The following is a 17,428-nucleotide window of genomic DNA, read 5'->3' on the forward strand; positions in this document are numbered from 1 at the left end:
GCTACGGCGCCGTGGGCCGCTTCAAGGCCAGGTACTCGTCCAGCGACATCTCGTGAAGCTGCCGCGGGTACTTTTCGATGGCCGCATACCAGTCGCGCAAACGGAAGTTCAGCTGCTCGGGCGCCGGGACCGAGCGCGACTTGACCGTCGATTCGATCGCGAGGAAGTAGCGCATCGCGTTTCTCTCTGCGACACCTTGCATGCCGCCAACGAGCACGGGCGCACTGGCGGCGCTACCCGCTTGAACTGAGAAGCCGACCTTGTCCTTGCCGGAGCCGGCTAGGTAGGCGTTGGTGGCCATGCGCGCTGCCCAGCCGTTGGCATAGGCATACGACAGGTGCACGAAGCTGCGTGCATCGTCCACCGGCATGGCCTCGAAATTCAGGTGGTAGTCGTGGGTGCCGAGCGGCCCTTGGTCCGCGCTCAGTTGAACTTGCAGGTAACGGCCCGCATCCGAGCGCGCGCTGTAGCGGAACTGAATCTCGAATGCATCACTCAGCGGTTGGTCGAATCGGCGCACGACCGCGGCGCGCACGGTGTGGTCACCTTCCTGGAACGTGCAGCGCTTGATGTTCGTTTGCAGCGACAAGATGTCGCACCAACTGCCCGCCGTGGCCAAGGTTTGGGCGACGCGCGCGAAGGGTTGGTCGAGGATGGCGTAGACCTCGCCTGACGGGTCTTCGGCAGACGCTTTCGACTCCACGAGCATCGGTCGACGGAAGGCGCTTTCGGCCAAGGCGTGTCGACGCTGCTCTAGCGCGGCGCGCAGGTCCGAACTGTTGTCGGCAGCAAGCGCCGGCACCTGGGCCGCAGCAAGCACCGCCCCGACGATGAAGCTGGCGGCCGTGACCAGCCCGCGCCGTCCCGGCGTTGTCATCGGTCGCGTCTGTCGATTTGACATGACGCAAGACTATCGGTCGGGCCATCGCCACTCCGTCAGTGCCGGTCGCAAGCGTGTGTCAGACAAGGGCGGGTAGGCCTGCGGGCCGAAAAATGGAATGCAAATTGCCGCTTCCCCGGGTACGGACCACCGACTGGTGTCGCACCATGAAGATTGCACAAGTCGCCCCGCTTTTCGAAAGTGTTCCGCCCCATGCCTACGGAGGGACCGAGCGCGTCGTCTCGTACCTCACCGAAGCGCTGACCGAACAGGGCCACGAGGTCACGCTCTTTGCGAGCGGCGATTCGGCCACTGCAGCCACCCTCGTGCCGATGGTGGAGCGCAGCCTTCGCCTCGACCCCCGGCGGCCCGACTGGGTCATGCGCCACGTGATGATGGTCGACAAGGTGTTCGAGCAGGCCGCAGCCTTTGACGTGATTCATTTCCACATCGACTTCCTGCACTACCCGCTCGCCCGGCGCAGCAAGACGCCCTGCGTCACCACGCTGCACGGGCGACTCGACATCCCGGACCTGCGGCCGCTCCATGCACAGTTCGGCACGCACCCGCTCGTGTCGATTTCAAATTACCAGCGCCGGCCGCTGTGGAACGCGAACTGGTGCGGAACGATTTACCACGGCCTGCCGAAGAGCTTGTATCGTTTTCATGAGCGGCCCCAAGACTACTTCGCGTTCATCGGCCGCGTGTCGCCGGAGAAAGGGGTGGACCGCGCGATCGACATCGCACTCGCCTGCGGAAAGCCCTTGCGCATCGCGGCCAAGGTCGACGCCGCCGATGAAGCGTATTTCAGGCGTGAGATCGAGCCCCGGCTCGCGCATCCGCTGATCGACTACATCGGCGAAATCGGCGACGACGAGAAGAGCGATTTCCTCGGCAACGCACGCGCGTTGCTGTTTCCCATCGACTGGCCGGAGCCCTTCGGCTTGGTCATGATCGAGGCCTTTGCCTGCGGAACGCCGGTGGTGGCCTTCGGTGCCGGGTCGGTGCGCGAAGTCATGCAGAACGGGGTCACCGGATACGTGGTGGATGACGTGGCAACGGCAATCGAAGCGGCGCGAGCCATCGAGCGCATCGATCGTCGCAGTTGCCGCCAGGTCTTTGAGAAACGCTTCACCGCCGAGCGCATGGCCCAGCGCTATGTGCAGGTGTACCAGGCCTTGCTCCGAGCGCCCGAAACCCCTGCCGGCAGTAGTACCGAAGATGCCCAGTTGCCCCTCTGATGGCGCAACATTGGCGCAAGCGCCTACCGGAGGAGCCAGCGTGAGCGACATCATCCAGATCGGAAACCAGTGGTATGTGGTGGCCGCCGCAGCGCGCGCCGATGAGAACCCGCACGTCGTCAAGAGCGATGACAGCTTCGCGCTGTTCGACCGCTTCGGCGACATCCGCGGCTGGGGTTCGGGCGAGCAGGGGCTGTACCACGAAGACACTCGCTTTCTGTCGCAGCTCGAGTTCTCGATCAACGGCGTGCGGCCGATGTTCCTCGGCGCGACGGTGAAGGAGCGCAACAACCTGTTGATCGTGGAGCTGATGAACCCCGACCTGACCGCGGGCGGGGCGCTCAGCGTGCTGAAGGGCGAGATCCACATCTTCCGCGCGAAGCTGCTGTGGGACGGTGCTTGCTACGAACACATCCGCCTGAGCCACCATGGGCTGGAGCCGGTGGACGTGGAAGTGGCGCTGCGCTTCGACGCAGACTTCCGCGACCTGTTCGAGATACGAGGCACGACGCGGGAAAGGGAGGGCCAGCGCATGGCCCCGGTGCGTCGCGCTGACGGATTCGAGTTCGGCTACCTCGGGCTCGATGGCCGCCGTCGTGCGAGCCGCATCAAGCTCGCGCCGGCGCCCACGTCGTGGGGTGAGCGGGAGGCGCACTACGCCTTGCACCTAGAGCCGCATCAGGATGTGCACCTGTACTGCACGGTCGAGTGCAATGTCGAGGAGCGAGCGCGCCCTCGCGCCGAGGGCTACGACGCTGCATTCCAGGCGAACACCAAGGTGCGGGCGCAAAACGAAAGCGTGAAGTGCCAGATCGAGAGCTCCAACCCGCTGGTGGACCGGTGGCTCGACCGATCGGCCTCTGACCTCGCGATGCTGACCACCGATCTGCCGACCGGGCCGTATCCGTATGCCGGCGTTCCCTGGTACTCGACCACCTTCGGGCGCGACGGCCTGATCACGGCGATGGAGTACCTGTGGATCGATCCGTCGCTTGCCCGTGGCGTGCTCTCGTTTCTGGCCGAGTCGCAGGCAACGTCGGAAGATTCGGAAAGCGATGCCGAACCCGGAAAAATCTTGCATGAGGCGCGCAAGTGCGAGATGGCGCGTACGCGTGAAGTGCCGTTCGAGCGCTACTACGGCACCATCGATGCCACACCGCTGTTCGTCGCACTGGCCGGCGCGTACTGGCGGCGCACCGCTGACCTCGCCTTCATCCGCAAGCTCTGGCCCAACATACTCGCCGCGCTGCGCTGGATCGACGAGAGCGGCGACCAGGACGGGGATGGCTTCGTCGAGTACGCGCGGCGCAGTTCGCGTGGCCTCATTCAGCAGGGTTGGAAAGACTCGCACGATTCGATCTTCCACGCCGATGGGCGCCTGGCCACCGCACCCATTGCGCTGTGCGAAGTGCAGGCCTATGTCTACCAGGCCAAGCAGTCCGCCGCCGAACTTGCCGCGGTGCTGGGCGAAGACGAGATGGCGGCCCGGCTCGAGATCGAGGCGATGAGGTTGCGAAAGAACTTCCAGCAGCAATTCTGGTGCGACGAGCTGGGCGCCTATGCGATCGCGCTCGATGGCAACAAGGAGCCGTGCCGCATCGCCTCATCGAATGCCGGGCATGCCTTGTGGAGCGGGCTGGCGTCGTCCGAGCATGCCGCACGCATGGCGCGCCGCTTTGGCGAGCCGGACTTCTTCTCGGGCTGGGGCGTGCGCACGGTGGCCAGCGGCCAGGCGCGCTACAACCCCATGTCGTATCACAACGGGTCGATCTGGCCGCACGACAACGCACTCATCGCCGCCGGCCTCGCGCGGTATGGCCACACCGACGCGGCGTTGCAAGTGATGGGTGGTTTGTTCGAAGCCACGCTTCACTTTGCGCAGCACCGCATGCCGGAACTCTTCTGCGGCTTCGGCCGGCGTGATGGCGAAGGCCCGACGTTGTACCCGGTGGCCTGTGCACCTCAGGCCTGGTCGGCGGCGGCGGTGTTTGCGATGCTGCAGGCCTGCCTCGGACTGGAGATCGACGCGCCCCGCGGCGTGCTGTCGTTCAGGGCGCCGCGCCTGCCTTCGTACATCGAATGGATCGAGATGCGCGATCTGCGCGTCGGCGAATCGAGCGTCGATCTGCTGCTGCAGCGCTACGAGCAAAGCGTCGGCGTGCAGGTCAGCCGCAAGCGCGGCCCGCTTGAAGTGCGCGTGGCGGTGTAGGGTCGTTCAGGTGCAGAGCAGGTCCGCTCCGCTTACGCGGTAGGCCGTTGCTCGAACGAGTCGAACGACCCTTCTCCGGGAAAGACCTCGACGGACGTGACGGCCGCCGTGGCGGGGCCCTTGCGCGCCCAGCTCATGAGCCGTTCGAGCGCCACGGACGACCCTGAAACCATCGCTTCGACGGACCCATCGCGACGGTTGCGCACCCACCCGCGAATGCCCAGCCGGCGCGCCTCCCCGACCATCGACCAGCGGTAGCCGACACCCTGGACAACACCCCGGATTTCGAGCCGCAAGACTGTGTTCTCCATGGTCATTCACTCGAAGTGCTCATTGCGCCAGCGTAACGGAAAGCCGGAGCGTGGTGGCGGAGGCGATGAACGTGTCCGTTTTCGGCCAGCGGCTTGTTGCCGCGTCGATACGATTTGGTGCTCACTCATCCAAGGAACACCGTGAGCCCGAAGGAAACGGTCATTGCGCTTTATGCCGCGTTTGCGTCCGGCGACCCGAAGCGGATATCCGATCTGCTGCATGAGGATGTCGTCTGGGTCGCACCACCCGGCAACGCCACGCAGGTGGCACTCGGCCTGGGACGGCCGGAAGACGCGGGGCCGCCGGATGGCTCGAACAACCTGGGGCACCGCGAGATCGTTCAGTTCATGGCGCACAACTTTGCGCGCTTCTTCTTGCGGCCGAGCAACGAGTTCCGCGCCATGGTGTCGGAAGGACCGATCGTGTTTGCAGAGCTCCGCATCTCTGCGGAGCTGCCGCATGGGCGTCGCTACGTGAACGACTACTGCTTTGCCTATGAAGTGCAGGACGGCAAAGTCCTGCACGTGCGCGAATACATGGACACGCGCGGCGGGTGGGCGCAGGTGTTCGGCGACGAAGAACCGAAGGTGCTGCTGGAGTTCGTTGAACGATAACCTTTCCCGTTTTTTCGGCAAACCGGCCCGATGCCAGCAAATCGCGAACGGCCCGGTTCGTAGACACGCTCCGTGCCCTCGCTCGGAACACCGTTTGCTCACGGGTTCTCCAAGACCAACAAGGAGAATTCGCGTGCATCTGCTCAAACACATCGCGCGGCTGGCAGCGGTTCCGGCGGCTGTCGTCGCGGTCAACGTCGGCGCTGCAGACCCCTTGCCGCCCGACACCACGTACCGGCCGCTGCCCACGCAGCCGTTCTCGGATGTGAAGCGCATGGACGAAGCGCAGAAGCCGAAGGTGATGCAGCGGCAGTCCGCGTTGCTGGGCCAGCGCTACGACCTGGCCAACCGGCCGGTGCCGGGCGTGATGATGTCGGGCGGCAGAAAGGCCGTGCAGGGCGGCGTTCGGGTGCGGCTGCGCGACGGCACCAGCTGGGACCGGCTGGCAGCGATGAGCCCGCAGGAGATCCGCGACCGGGGCCTTTTGCCCGACGGCTTCAAGCCGCTGCCGCACGTGAAGCAGGCGACGGGCGGGCAGGTCTTCCCGCAGAACCAGATCGACGAGATCAACCGGCTGGAGCAGCGCGACCTGCGGCGCTTCGATGTGGACCTGGACCTGCCCGACCACCTGACGCCGGAGTTCCCGCCGCCGATCTTTCTCACCACCCACACCGAACTGGGCGACGTGTCGCGTGGCCAGCTGCTGTCGATCCGCAATTTCTACGAGCTGATGACCGGTTTGATCACGCCGGTGCAGATGGAAGGCTTGCGCCTGCTGCTCACGCCGTTTCCGCAGGAAGAGTTCAATCAGACCGAAGACCGCAAGGTGGCAGCGCCGAGCCTGGGTGTTGCCTGCCTCGATTGCCACGCCAACTTCCACACCAATGCGGCCTTCCACCTCACGCCCGACGTGCGGCCGCAGGCGGCGCGCTTCCGGTTGGACACGACCAGCTTGCGCGGGTTGTTCAACCAGCAGATCCATGGCTCGAAGCGTTCACTGCGCTCGGTGGAAGACTTCACCCAGTTCGAGCAGCGCACCGCCTACTTCAACGGCGACCACGTGAGCGCCACGCGCAAGGGTGCGAACCTGCCGGACCGGACGAACCAGGTGGCGATGATGGCGCAGATGCAGAACATCATCGACTTCCCGCCTGCACCCAAGCTCGACTGGCGCGGCCGGCTGGATCCAGCCAAGGGAACACCGCAGGAGCTGGCCGGCGAGCGCGTCTTCTTCGGCAAGGGCCGCTGCTCCGAATGCCACGTGGCGCAGACCTCGTTCCTCGACAACAACATGCACGACCTGAAGCTCGAGCGCTTCTACCGCGTCGGCGAGACGGCGAACGACATGGTGGCCCTGCCGGACGGGCCGATCAAGACCTTCACGCTGCGCGGCATCAAGGACTCGCCGCCTTACCTGCATGACGGGCGCCTGCTGACCTTGGCCGACACCGTCGAGTTCTTCAATCTGGTGCTGGGCCTGAAGCTCACCGCGCAGGAGAAAGAAGCGCTCACGGCCTACCTGATGGTGCTCTGAGCGAAGGCGCTTTGAGAAATCGCCGTCGGCCCACTGCACGGACAACTTCTTCTTCGAAGGAATCTGCCATGCCCACCTCACGCTTCCACTCCGCGATGGCCGTTCTAGCACTCCTGCTGCCGTCGCTCGTCGCCGTGCCTGCCATGGGCCAGATCGGGAACCCGGGCGGCCTGGACCCGGCGACGACCGAGTCGGCGCCCGGCACGCCCGCGCCCGGGCAAGCCAATGCAGCCGACAAGCTGTTCGTCAAACTGGTGGGCATGGGCAATGCAGGCGAGGTCGACCTCGGCAAGCTGGCCGATGCCAACGGCAGCCACGCGGGGGTGAAGGCCTTTGCGCGGCGCATGGCTCAAGACCACAGCGCCACGGCCACCAAGTTGAGCGCGGCAGCGAAGCCGGCTGGCATCCCGGTGCCCACCGCGCCGGGCCCCGACCAGAAGGCCACGCGCGCGAGCCTGGAGGGCCTGCAAGGTGCGGCGTTCGATGCGGTCTACCTGCAGGCGCAGCTGATCGAGCACCAGAAGACCGTGCAACTGCTCGAGTGGGAAATCGGCTCCGGGCAAGAGGCTTCGCTTCAGCGGCTTGCGATGGAGACGCTGCCGGTGGTGCTCGACCACCTTGCGATGGTCCAGGCACTGATTGCCGAGACGAGAGGCACCGCGCCGCAGGGCCTCGCTGGGGCTCAGATGGCTGAACGGACGGCGCGGCCCTGAAACAACGGTTCGTTGGCGGGGGGCTTCAGACCGCGGTGCAACCGGCACGCGATCGCTTCGATGCGGCGTGCTCGCGAATGATTGCGATGGAAGCCTTCACCGCGAAGTGGAGCGCGTCTTCAGGGTCTTCCCACGCGTGCCCGCCCGACAGGTTCTCGTCGCGAAACACTTCGATCGGCTTTGGGACGCCGCGCACACGCGTCACAACAGCAGCCGCCCGGTAGCCGCCGGTGGGCACCTCCACTGCGTCGGCGTAGATCCGGTAGTCACCTTCATCGCGCTCATCGATGTAGATCATCTTGGGCCTCTCAGTAAGCACGGCTCAAGCCATGGTTGGACTGTCTACGTGAACGGGCCGCCTGCCAATACGCCAAATGGCTCATGACTTAAAGGGATAGACCCGTCAGCTTTGGTGGATCTGAGAAAGTTCGCGAACCGGCGTGCTGCACAGGCACCCACCGATCGAGCATCTGCAGCATGTCGGCGAGAAAAAAGGGTTTGAACAGGACGTCGTCCATCCCAGCCTTCAGGCATTCCTCACGTTCAGGGCCACACGAACTGGCCGTGAGGCCGACGATGGGCGTCGCCTGTCCTATGGCCTGCGCCTCTGCCATGCGGATCAGCGTCGTGGCCTCCACCCCGCTTCGAATGGGCAGGTGGTAGTCCATCAGGATGACGTCGAAATGACGGTCCATCGCGGCGTTCACTGCCTCGTCTCCGTCACGAGCGAGCGAGACCTCGCACCCGAAGTGGCGCAGCGCCGCGGTGGCGTAGATGGCGCTGGGTTCGTCGTCTTCCACGAGCAGCACATGGCCGCGTTTTGGCAAGGCGCCGGGGACATCTTCGAGTGAGTTCGACATGAGAGTCCTTTTCAATGCTTGACCGTTGTCCGCGAGGACAGTCAGTTCCTTGCGGACACCGGGTTGACCTTCACGGAAACAAGAAGCTGATAACCGGGACGGCGGCAGTCACGTCGATGGCCCGGGTGAGCAGGCTGCCAGCGGAATTGGCTTCCAGCGTGTACTTGCCCGCGACCGCGGCGTCTGCCGTGAAGACGGGCGCCACCCCTGCGGCGTAACTCGCCTTTACCGGTGCCTCGATCGGCAGCGCGAATCCAAAGGCGCCTGTTGTTCCGTCCACCGGTGCCCACGCGGTTTCGATGGTCGGCCCGCCGGTCAAGGTGGTGAGGGCGCGAACGGTCGCCGTGGGCGGCGTCACGGTGCCCAGCACAGGCAGCGTGATGGCCGCCGGCGGGTTGATGGGCAAGGCGGCTCCGTTGAGTGTGGTGAACGAGGTGGTCGTCACCGGCACGCCAGTCAGCACCGTGGGGACGTGGCCCGCTGAGGTGATGACGAGGTCGTAGGTACCGACGGGAACGGGGTAGAGAACGAAGCGACCGTCTGCGTCAGGCATCGTGGCCTTCACGATCACGCCTGCCGACTGCAGCGACACGCTGGTCGACGCGACAGCGATCGATGGCGTCACATAGCCGATGACGCGCAAGCCGGCATCCGAGAGCGCCGTGGTCGCCGAGATCACCGGCTTCAGGTTGTACTTGCCGGAGGCACCGCGCTTGACCACCGACTTGCAGGCGTCGAAGTCGAGCACCACGTCGGCGATCTTGTCAGCGGGCACGTCGGCGTCGAGGTTGATCTTGATGCCGGTTTGCGAGCCGCTGGGCGTGGTGAGCGCAGTCTCGACACCGCCGGTGGGAATCACCGAGTTGGCAAAGGGCGCAGCGCTGGTGTTCTCGGCGAGGACCAGGCGCAGCTGGGTGTACTTGCCGGCGGGCAGCAGGGTCTGCCCGAGTTCGACGAGCGCGCCGTTGGTGAGCGTCAGCAGGTCGAGCCTGCGCGGTGTGGCAAGCGTGATCTCGGACCAGCCGGCATCGCTGTCGACAGCGCTTGTGCTCTGGTGAACGCGAACCTTGGTGATGGTGACGTTGACCTCGTCATAGCCGCAGGCAGGCGCATCGGTGACCGATACGCGCATCGTTCCTTGTGGTGTAGCGCCCGAACCGCCGATGCCTCCACCGCAGGCGGCCAAGGTCAGCAGGCAGAGGAGAAACAGGCATGCCGTGACAAGCGCTGGCGTGGACTTGAAGAATCTCATGGGGTGTCTCCTTCTGCGATGAGAGGTGGGTCTGTTTCGAGGCGCTGCTGGAAGTAGTAAATGCCCATGCCGACGCAGGCGCGCGGCGTGGTGGTGTCGTCGGGTGTCTGGTCGAGGTCTCGCTCGGAGAGCCACTGGTCCAGCTTCACGAGCAAGGCTTGCGCATGCTCTGCACTGAACTTGCGAAACAGGGGCAGGGCCGAGACGGGGATGGCGTCGTACATGACCTTGCGCTGGAAGCGCGGGTCGGCGTGGCCGTGCTCGAGGTTGTGGTCGATGGTGTCGATCAGCGACGCGACATCGGAGCCCAGGATGGCGATCTTGTCGGGCGTGCTGCTGCTCGGCACATAGCCGGGCGTCAGCAGATCGAGTTGCCCGTCGAATCGACGGCCGACGGCACCGACGCGCATCAGTTCATCAAGCACGGCGCGCACGGGCATGTCGCCGCTGTAGCGTTTGACGAGCGCAGCGAACCCATGCTCGCCGTCGAGCGCCAGCGGGCGAGGGCCGTCGCTGTCGCGAAAGTCGGCATCGCGCAGCCAGCCTGTCAGCACGCGCGTTGCGCGGTTGTAGCGGTCAGAGACCTCTTCAGCTTCGGCGTCGCGTTGGATGAGCAGGCTCTGAACTTCCTTGCGGGTGAGGCCTGAGAGCACTGCCGCCCGGGAGATGCTGGGTTTCTTGCCTGGGAGCGAGAACTCGCGAAGTGCCACGTCCACATAGGCGCGCTTTGCGATCTCTTCGAAGGAGCGGAACGACATCGAATGCCGGATCAGCACCCGAAACAGCGGACGCAGCAACTTCTCGATTGCTCGCTGCAAGCCACGCTGAAGACGGAGGTCGAAATCCATATTGGGAAATTTATCCCAATTCAATCCCCTGCTCAACGAGCCCGCGGTCAGTATTTGTCACCGCCGCCTGTAGGCGAATGCGCCTATGGCTTGCATGGCCTGGCGGGCTGTTCCGTCCGCACCCTTTTGGGGTGTTCGAGAGGTGGCAGGGGTGCCGAGGCGCGCAATCTGGGCGATTCAACCGTATTCGGCTTGACAGCCGATCCGTAACGTCCCCGTCACCGCACACCCTGGAGCTCGTGATGCCTCGCTACCTCGTTGAACGCAGCTTTCCCGAAAGGCTCGGCTTGGACCATGGCGGCCACGCCGGGTGCGCCGCACTCATCGATGCCGATGCGCAGAGAGGAGTGACCTGGCTGCACTCGTATGTCACGCCGGATCGCCACCACGCGTACTGCATCTACGACGGGCCGTCGCCGGAAGCGATACGGGTGTCCGCCGGCGCCCAAGGGCTGCCGGTGGACCGCATCACCGAAGTGCAAATGCTCGATCCGTACTTCCTTCAATGAATCACGCAAAAGGAGTCTTCATGAACACTCTGAACTTGCCCCGTTTGCTGAAGCAGACGCTTCCCGTGGCCATCGCTGCCGGTGCGCTCGGCGCTCCCCCAGCGCACGCCGATGCAGTCACCGATTGGAATATGCGGTCCTGCGAGATCGTCGTCGCCTCGGGGCTCATCACGCAGCCGGCCAGCCGAGTGATGGCGATCGCGCACACGGCCGCGTTCCATGCGGCCAACGCGATCGCCAGGCGCTACCCGTCCGAGCGCGGGCCGCGGCTCGAAGCGGCAGACGGTGCCTCCGTCGAAGCGGCCATCGCGGCAGCGCACCGCACCACGCTCGTCCGCCTGCTGCCCGCCCAGCAGCCTGCCATCGACGAGGCGTATCGCACGGCGTTGAACATCGTCGCCGACGGCCCTGCGAAGGAGGCCGGCATCGCGGTGGGCGAGCGTGCCGCGCTCGCCCAGTTGAGCGCTCGCGCCAATGACGGCGCAACCGCGCCCGAGGCCTACCGGCCGTACACGACTCCGGGCCGCTACGTGCCCGCGGTGCTGCCCGCCGTGCCGCAGTGGCCGCAGCGCAGGCCGTGGCTGTTGAACAGCGCAGCGCAATTCAGGCCCGGTCCCCCGCCTGCACTGGACAGCGAGCGCTGGGCTCGCGACTACAACGAGATCAAGGCAGTGGGGAGCCGGCATAGCACCGTGCGCACTGCCGAGCAGACCGACATTGCGCGCTTCTGGGAGACCACCGCCCCACCCATCTACCACGGCGTGGTGCGCAGCGTGGCAGAGATGCCAGGGCGCGACATCGTGCGCAACGCCCGCCTGTTCGCGGCCGTAACGCAGGGCATCGACGACGCGATGATCGCCGTCTTCGATGCCAAGTACCACCACGGGTTCTGGCGGCCGATCACGGCCATCCGCAATGGCGACATCGATGGCAATGACTCGACCCAGGCCGATGCGTCGTGGCTGCCGCTCATCACCACGCCGGCGCACCCGGAGTACCCGTGCGCTCATTGCATTCAGGCGGGCGTCGTCGGTGCCATCCTGCAGGCGGAGCTTGGCAGCGGGCCTCAGCCGGTGCTGAGCACGGCGAGCGCGTCTGCCAGCGGTGCCGTGAGGCGCTGGTCGAGCGTGGCGGCCTTCGTGCAGGAAGTGGGCAACGCGCGGGTCTACGACGGCGTTCATTTCCGCTTCTCCACCGAAGTCGGAACCGACATGGGACAGCGTATCGGCGGCCTCGTCGTCCAGCGGTTCGCAGGCGAGTGAGGCAGCCGTGACGTTAGCCTCCACCACCTGTGTTCATCCCTGGCAGCGCGGCGATGGCTACGAGCGCTACATGGGGCGCTGGAGCCGGCAGCTCGCCCCTCCGTTCCTGCGCTGGCTCGCGGCCGAGCCGGCGCGCCGCTGGCTCGACGTGGGCTGCGGTACTGGCGCGCTGAGCGCTGCTGTTCTCAACGAATGCGCGCCACGGTCCGTCACAGGTGTGGACCCATCGGAAGGCTTTCTGCACATTGCGCGAAGCAGCCTGGGTATGCGCATGGCATGTCATCGCGCTTCCGCCGACGACCTGCCGTTGCCCGACAGCTCTGTCGACGTGGTCGTGTCGGGCCTGGTGTTGAACTTCGTGCCCGACGTGTCGGCCGCCCTGGGCGAGATGGTCCGTGTCACCGTGGATGGCGGTCTGGTGGGTGCCTGTGTGTGGGACTACGCCGGCAAGATGGACCTGATCCGCTTTTACTGGGATGCCGCCGCGCAGCTCGGTACCACCGCACCAGGCCAACACCAGGGCGAGCGTTTTCCGTTGTGCAACCCCGCAGCGCTGTTGGGCGCCTTCACGGGTGCGGGCCTGCACTGCGTGGAAGTGTCAGCCATTGAATTGCCGATGTGCTTTGCGGACTTCGACGACTACTGGCAACCGTTTCTCGCCGGCCAGGGCCAGGCGCCGGCGCATGCGATGAGCCTCGACGCGCCTGCCCGCGACCGCCTTCGGGAGCTGCTTCGCGACCGATTGCCCGCACAGCGTGACGGCACGATTCAACTCGCCGCGCGGGCCTGGATGGTGCGCGGCACGATCGTGAAATGACACGCCGCGGCTGCTAGCATTTGTCGCAGGCAGTGTGCTGTCCGGCGTCGGTCGCGGATCGATGCAGGCGCACGCGGGAGTGGGCGATGGGTGTGCTCGAGCAAGAGGCGTTGCTGGCGCAACTGCGTGCGCATTGGGCGGCTGCATGCGCTGGGCCCGGGCGTCTCGTGTTCGTCGAAGGCGAGGCTGGCATCGGCAAGACCACGTTGCTCCGATCATTTGCACAGTCGGTGCAAGGCCAGGCACCCGTTCATTGGGGTGCATGCGAAGCGATGCTAACCCCGCGCCCACTGGCGCCGCTCGACGACATTGCCCTGCAGTCGGATGGCTGTGACCTGCCGTTGCGATCGGGCCCTGTGCGCGATCGGCATCAGCTCTTCGTCGCCTTCGTCGACCTCCTGGCGAAGCAGCCGTCGCTCGCGGTGCTCGAAGACCTGCACTGGGCCGACGATGCCACCCTCGACCTGCTGCGTCATGCGGGGCGGCGCGTCGCGCGCACGCGATCGTTGCTGCTGGTGAGCTACCGCAGCGATGAGCTCGTGCCGGCCCATCCACTGCGCGCCGTGCTTGGTGATCTCGCCACCCTCGGCGTACCTCGGCTCGCGCCGCAGCCGCTGTCGGTCGACGCCGTGCGCACGCTGTGCGGCGGCCACCTTGTCGACGCGGCCGAGCTGCATCGCAAGACAGGAGGCAACGCGTTCTTCGTGACCGAGGTCCTGGCGGCCGGTGCGCAGGGCGTTCCCTCGACCGTTCAAGACGCTGTGCTGGCGCGGGCAGGGCGCTTGTCGCCTTCGGCCCGCGCGGTGCTCGACGCTGCCGCGGTGGCCGGACCGCGCATCGAACCCTGGCTGTTGCAGGAGCTGACGGCGGCCGAAAGCGCCTCCATCGATGAATGCCTCGCCACCGGCGTGCTGCGGCCAGATGACAGCTCGTTCTCGTTCCGACACGAGCTGGCGCGGCAGGCAGTGTTGACTGCGATGACGCCGACGCATGCGCAGAGCCTGCACCGCTTCACTTTGCAGGCGCTGCTGTCGCACCGGGCGCCGGGCACCGACGCAGCGCGCCTGGCGCACCACGCCGATGGTGCAGGCGATGCGAAGGCCGTTCTCCATTGGGCCGCGGCCGCGGCCCGGGAAGCGGCAGCGCAGGGAGCGCACCGCCAAGCGGCCGGGCACCTGAGCCGCGCGCTCAAGTACGCCACCTTGCCGGCTGAGCGCGCGGCCTTGCTCGATGACTATGCCGTCGAGGTGCAGATGGGCGGGGGCCTCGATGAAGCGATCGCCGCGCGGCGCGAAGCGGCAAGGCGTTGGCGGGAGCTGGGAAAGCGTGGCAGTGCGGCGGTATCTCTCGCCCGGCTCGCGCTGCTGCTGGTGCTGGCTGGCCGCAACGCCGAAGGAGAGGCCGCGCAACGCGACGCCGACGATCTGGTCGCAGCACAACCCGGCACGCCCGAGGCATTGGCGGTGCAAAACTGCGCAGCCGGGTTGCGCATGCTCGATCGAGACTGCGAGGAGGCCATCGCCCTGGCCATGCCTGGGCTCGCGCAGGCGGAGCGTGTGGCAGACGAGCCGTCTATCGTGAAGAGCCTCGTCACCATCGGCACGGCGTTGCTGTGCTCTGACCGTGTCGACGAAGGCCGCCGTCACCTCGAGCGAGGCCTCGCACTCGCCGAACGGATGCACAGCCATGTGCTGATGGGCCAGGTGCTCGCCAACCTGGGTTCCAGCTTGGGCGAAGTGCTGCAACTCGATCCGGCGGCACGCTATCTCCAGCGCGGAATGGTTTTTTGCGCTGAACGCGACCTCGATGCACCGCGCCTGTACCAGACGGCATGGCTGGCGCTCGTGCGGGTGATGCAGGGGCGGTGGGATGAAGCCAGCGTCGCTGCACAAGAAGTCATCGACGACCGGCGCGCCACCATCATCGCCCGCATCATGGCGCTGATCGCGCTCGGCCGGGTGCGCGCGCGGCGAGGTGAACCCGACGTTTGGCTGGCGCTTGATGAAGCCCGCGATCGGGCCGCCGGCGCCGCTACATTGCAGCGCACTGCGCCGATGCATGCTGCGCGCGCCGAGGCCGCCTGGCTGGAAGGGCGCCACGACGAAGCCGTGCGCGAGGCGAGGGCCGGTCTGCCGCTTGCGCTCGCCAAGCGGCACGCGGGTTTCACTGCCGAGCTGGTGTTTTGGAGCCGCTGCGGCGGTGATGAGGTGCCGTTGCCTGCGTTCTGCGAGCAGCACCCGTATGCGCTCGAAGCGCAGGGCCGCTGGCAGGAAGCAGCAGCAGCTTGGCGGGCGTTGGGTTGCCCGTTCGAGACGGCCCGGGCGATGAGCCTGGGTGACGAGGCGGCGCAACGCGAAGCGCTTGCGACCTTCGAAGCCCTCGGTGCGGGGCCGATGGTCGAGCGCGTGCGCCGTCAGCTGCGAGCGGCGGGTGTGCGCGCGCTGCCGCGCGGGCCGCGTTCGTCGACGCGGCAACACCCGTCAGGGCTCACGAGCAAGGAGGTCGCGGTGCTGAGCTTGCTCGCCTCAGGTTTGCGCAACAAGGAGATCGCCGAACGCCTGAGCCGCTCGGCACGCACTGTCGATCACCACCTGGAATCGATCTTCACGAAGCTCGGCGTGACGACTCGCGCCGAAGCGGTCAGTGCCGCTTACCGCATCGGCTTGGTCGATGTCTGCTCAGCTCAGCCGCGTATGGAGTGATCTGGCTCTGTCTTCGCTCACGAAGACAGCGGCCGCAGGTTTGGCCCCTGAAGTGCGGCCGGTGATGTCAGTTGCCCTTGATCGAGGCAGTGACGATGGGCTGGGCGACGGGCGTCGTCCAGGCGGTGGCTGCCGGCGGCTGGACGATGAAGGTGTTCGGATCGATGTGGCCGGTCTGTGCCGCGCGGTGCATCACGACGCCCGGGTGATCGAAGTTCGCGTGACCGGCGTGACCGGCATAGCCACCGGCGGGGTGGCCGGGGATGAAGGTGGAAGCTTCGATGGCAGGCAGCGAGCGGGCCACGAAGACGGCCGGGTGTTGGCCAACATCACCGGCAAAGCACACCTGTGCGGCAGCGCTCAGGGTGGCGAAGAGGAAAACGGTTTGCACAAGCTTGTTCATGGGGTCCCTTGATTCGATAGAGTTGTTGCGGCGCAGCACGATTATAAGGGATAACCCTAATTTTGCCGCTACCCTCAATCGGGGGACCTCTTCGGGAAGAAGCCAGGCGCCTACATGCTCGGGCGCTGGCCCGGTGGTGCGTAGTTGGCCGGCACGTTGCCGGTGAGCGAATCCAGGAACGAAGCGATGCTGTTGATTTCGGCTTCTTCGAGTGTTCGCCCGAGCTGCACCTTTGCCATGACGCGAATCGCGCGATCGAGGTTCGCGACCGAGCCATCGTGGAAATACGGCGCGGTCTTGGCCACGTTGCGCAGCATCGGCACCCGGAACACGAAGCGGTCTTCCTCTTTCTTCGTGACGGCGAAGCGGCCAGCGTCCGGCTTGTCGGAGCCGGTTTCGAGCCAGTAGTCTTTCACCAGCCCGAACTTCTGCATCATCGCGCCGCCGACATTGACACCGTTGTGGCAGCCCGCGCAGCCGACGGAGACGAAGGTCTTCAAGCCGGCTTTTTGCGCATCGGTGAGGGCCTTGTCGTCGCCGTCGAGGAAGCGGTCGAACGGTGCGGGCGTGGTGAGCGTTGTCTGGTAGGCGGCCAGCGCGCGTGCGTAATTGGCCGGCGTGAGCGGCTCGGCGTCTTGCGGAAAGGCGGCACGGAAGCTGGTCAGGTAATCGAGTTCTGCCAGCTTGGCGATGCCGATGTCTTTGGAGCCGAAGCCCATGGAGCCGGTCATTGAGCTTTCAGCCTGGTCAGCGCCATTCTTGCGGTCGCCGAGCCAGCGCAGTGTCGGCTGACTCATGGCGTTGAAGACGGTGGGCGAGTGCCGTGAGGTGAGCGCGCCGCGCGCATCCGGCGAGAACCGCCGGCGGTCGGCACCCCAGTCGCTGGCGGGGTGGCAGCTTGCACACGCGGTCTTGCCGTCGGAGGAAAGACGTGTGTCCCAGAAGAGCGCTCGCCCGAGCTCGGCTTGCGGAGACGATGCATCGGTACTGGCCTTGACCTGGCCGAAGAGCGAGGAGGCTTGCTGACGCAACGCCTCGTCTGTGTCGGCAGCGGCGAATGCGCCAACTCCGAGCGCGGCCATCGACGCAACGAGTACGTTTCTCATGTGTGCCCTTCCAGCAAGGTCGGCGAATCGACGCTTCATGAGGTGCCGCAGTGCCAACAACCGCGAGAAGCATGGGCCGAGTTCTGGCGAGTGGACCACTGCCGACACCGGAAGGGAATCCCTAGTTGCGCGGGTGGCCGCGCTGCGGCGCTCGATGCTTTGGAAC

17 protein-coding genes are annotated in these 17,428 nt (G+C 66.0%); 9 read left to right on the plus strand and 8 right to left on the minus strand.

Annotation, left to right across the window (positions count from 1 at the left end; translation table 11 throughout):
• Window position 1 precedes the first annotated feature (1 nt).
• Complete coding sequence (locus tag AC1DYS_RS15740) at window positions 2-877, minus strand: hypothetical protein (RefSeq protein WP_477900699.1); 876 nt, start codon at window positions 875-877, stop codon at window positions 2-4.
• A gap of 170 nt (window positions 878-1,047) precedes the next feature.
• Here AC1DYS_RS15740 and AC1DYS_RS15745 point away from each other — a divergent pair, with 170 nt between their 5' ends.
• A complete protein-coding gene (locus AC1DYS_RS15745; protein WP_477900855.1) occupies window positions 1,048-2,121 on the plus strand; it encodes a glycosyltransferase family 4 protein in 1,074 nt (357 codons plus the stop codon).
• A 40-nt stretch (window positions 2,122-2,161) separates the two neighbouring features.
• Window positions 2,162-4,330, plus strand: coding sequence for an amylo-alpha-1,6-glucosidase (locus AC1DYS_RS15750; protein ID WP_477900701.1), 2,169 nt, complete (start codon window positions 2,162-2,164; stop codon window positions 4,328-4,330).
• A gap of 32 nt (window positions 4,331-4,362) precedes the next feature.
• Here the strand turns inward: AC1DYS_RS15750 and AC1DYS_RS15755 are convergent, their stop codons facing one another.
• Window positions 4,363-4,641, minus strand: coding sequence for an acylphosphatase (locus tag AC1DYS_RS15755; RefSeq protein WP_477900703.1), 279 nt, complete (start codon window positions 4,639-4,641; stop codon window positions 4,363-4,365).
• Between the two features lie 141 nt (window positions 4,642-4,782).
• Here AC1DYS_RS15755 and AC1DYS_RS15760 point away from each other — a divergent pair, with 141 nt between their 5' ends.
• From AC1DYS_RS15760 to AC1DYS_RS15770, 3 genes are all read left to right on the plus strand, one after another.
• The gene (locus tag AC1DYS_RS15760) at window positions 4,783-5,256 is read left to right on the plus strand and encodes a nuclear transport factor 2 family protein (protein ID WP_477900705.1); all 474 of its coding nucleotides are present in this window, start codon (window positions 4,783-4,785) and stop codon (window positions 5,254-5,256) included.
• A 133-nt stretch (window positions 5,257-5,389) separates the two neighbouring features.
• Window positions 5,390-6,790 (plus strand): hypothetical protein, encoded by a 1,401-nt coding sequence (locus AC1DYS_RS15765; RefSeq protein ID WP_477900707.1) that lies wholly within the window; start codon window positions 5,390-5,392, stop codon window positions 6,788-6,790.
• Between the two features lie 68 nt (window positions 6,791-6,858).
• Window positions 6,859-7,503 carry a DUF4142 domain-containing protein gene (locus AC1DYS_RS15770; protein ID WP_477900709.1) on the plus strand — a complete coding sequence of 215 codons (645 nt, stop codon included), beginning with the start codon at window positions 6,859-6,861 and terminating at the stop codon, window positions 7,501-7,503.
• 25 nt (window positions 7,504-7,528) lie between these two features.
• Here AC1DYS_RS15770 and AC1DYS_RS15775 read toward each other — a convergent pair whose 3' ends face one another.
• The 4 genes from AC1DYS_RS15775 to AC1DYS_RS15790 form a co-directional block, all read right to left on the minus strand.
• Entirely contained in the window at window positions 7,529-7,801 is a 273-nt protein-coding gene (locus AC1DYS_RS15775; protein ID WP_477900711.1) for a hypothetical protein, read from the minus strand.
• A gap of 88 nt (window positions 7,802-7,889) precedes the next feature.
• Entirely contained in the window at window positions 7,890-8,303 is a 414-nt protein-coding gene (locus AC1DYS_RS15780; RefSeq protein ID WP_477900713.1) for a response regulator, read from the minus strand.
• Window positions 8,304-8,433: 130 nt separating this feature from the next.
• Window positions 8,434-9,615 carry a DUF4382 domain-containing protein gene (locus AC1DYS_RS15785; RefSeq protein ID WP_477900715.1) on the minus strand — a complete coding sequence of 394 codons (1,182 nt, stop codon included), beginning with the start codon at window positions 9,613-9,615 and terminating at the stop codon, window positions 8,434-8,436.
• A complete protein-coding gene (locus AC1DYS_RS15790; RefSeq protein ID WP_477900717.1) occupies window positions 9,612-10,463 on the minus strand; it encodes a DUF6502 family protein in 852 nt (283 codons plus the stop codon). Before AC1DYS_RS15790 ends, AC1DYS_RS15785 begins: the two co-directional genes overlap by 4 nt.
• A gap of 242 nt (window positions 10,464-10,705) precedes the next feature.
• Between AC1DYS_RS15790 and AC1DYS_RS15795 the strand changes: the two genes are divergently transcribed.
• From AC1DYS_RS15795 to AC1DYS_RS15810, 4 genes are all read left to right on the plus strand, one after another.
• Window positions 10,706-10,972, plus strand: a complete 267-nt coding sequence (locus tag AC1DYS_RS15795; RefSeq protein ID WP_477900719.1) for a DUF4242 domain-containing protein — start codon at window positions 10,706-10,708, stop codon at window positions 10,970-10,972.
• A 20-nt stretch (window positions 10,973-10,992) separates the two neighbouring features.
• Complete coding sequence (locus AC1DYS_RS15800) at window positions 10,993-12,234, plus strand: vanadium-dependent haloperoxidase (RefSeq protein WP_477900721.1); 1,242 nt, start codon at window positions 10,993-10,995, stop codon at window positions 12,232-12,234.
• A 7-nt stretch (window positions 12,235-12,241) separates the two neighbouring features.
• Window positions 12,242-13,051: a class I SAM-dependent methyltransferase gene (locus AC1DYS_RS15805; RefSeq protein ID WP_477900723.1), complete on the plus strand. Its 810-nt coding sequence runs from the start codon at window positions 12,242-12,244 to the stop codon at window positions 13,049-13,051.
• 86 nt (window positions 13,052-13,137) lie between these two features.
• Window positions 13,138-15,753, plus strand: coding sequence for an ATP-binding protein (locus AC1DYS_RS15810; protein ID WP_477900725.1), 2,616 nt, complete (start codon window positions 13,138-13,140; stop codon window positions 15,751-15,753).
• Window positions 15,754-15,820: 67 nt separating this feature from the next.
• On the opposite strand, the gene AC1DYS_RS15815 is transcribed toward AC1DYS_RS15810, so the two are convergent.
• Together AC1DYS_RS15815 and AC1DYS_RS15820 are read right to left on the minus strand one after the other, a co-directional pair.
• On the minus strand, window positions 15,821-16,156 hold the full coding sequence (locus AC1DYS_RS15815; RefSeq protein ID WP_477900727.1) for a hypothetical protein: 336 nt from the start codon (window positions 16,154-16,156) through the stop codon (window positions 15,821-15,823).
• Window positions 16,157-16,266: 110 nt separating this feature from the next.
• The gene (locus AC1DYS_RS15820) at window positions 16,267-17,262 is read right to left on the minus strand and encodes a cytochrome-c peroxidase (RefSeq protein ID WP_477900729.1); all 996 of its coding nucleotides are present in this window, start codon (window positions 17,260-17,262) and stop codon (window positions 16,267-16,269) included.
• Window positions 17,263-17,428 lie beyond the last annotated feature (166 nt).

The organism is Rhizobacter sp. P2_G4, assembly GCF_056403575.1.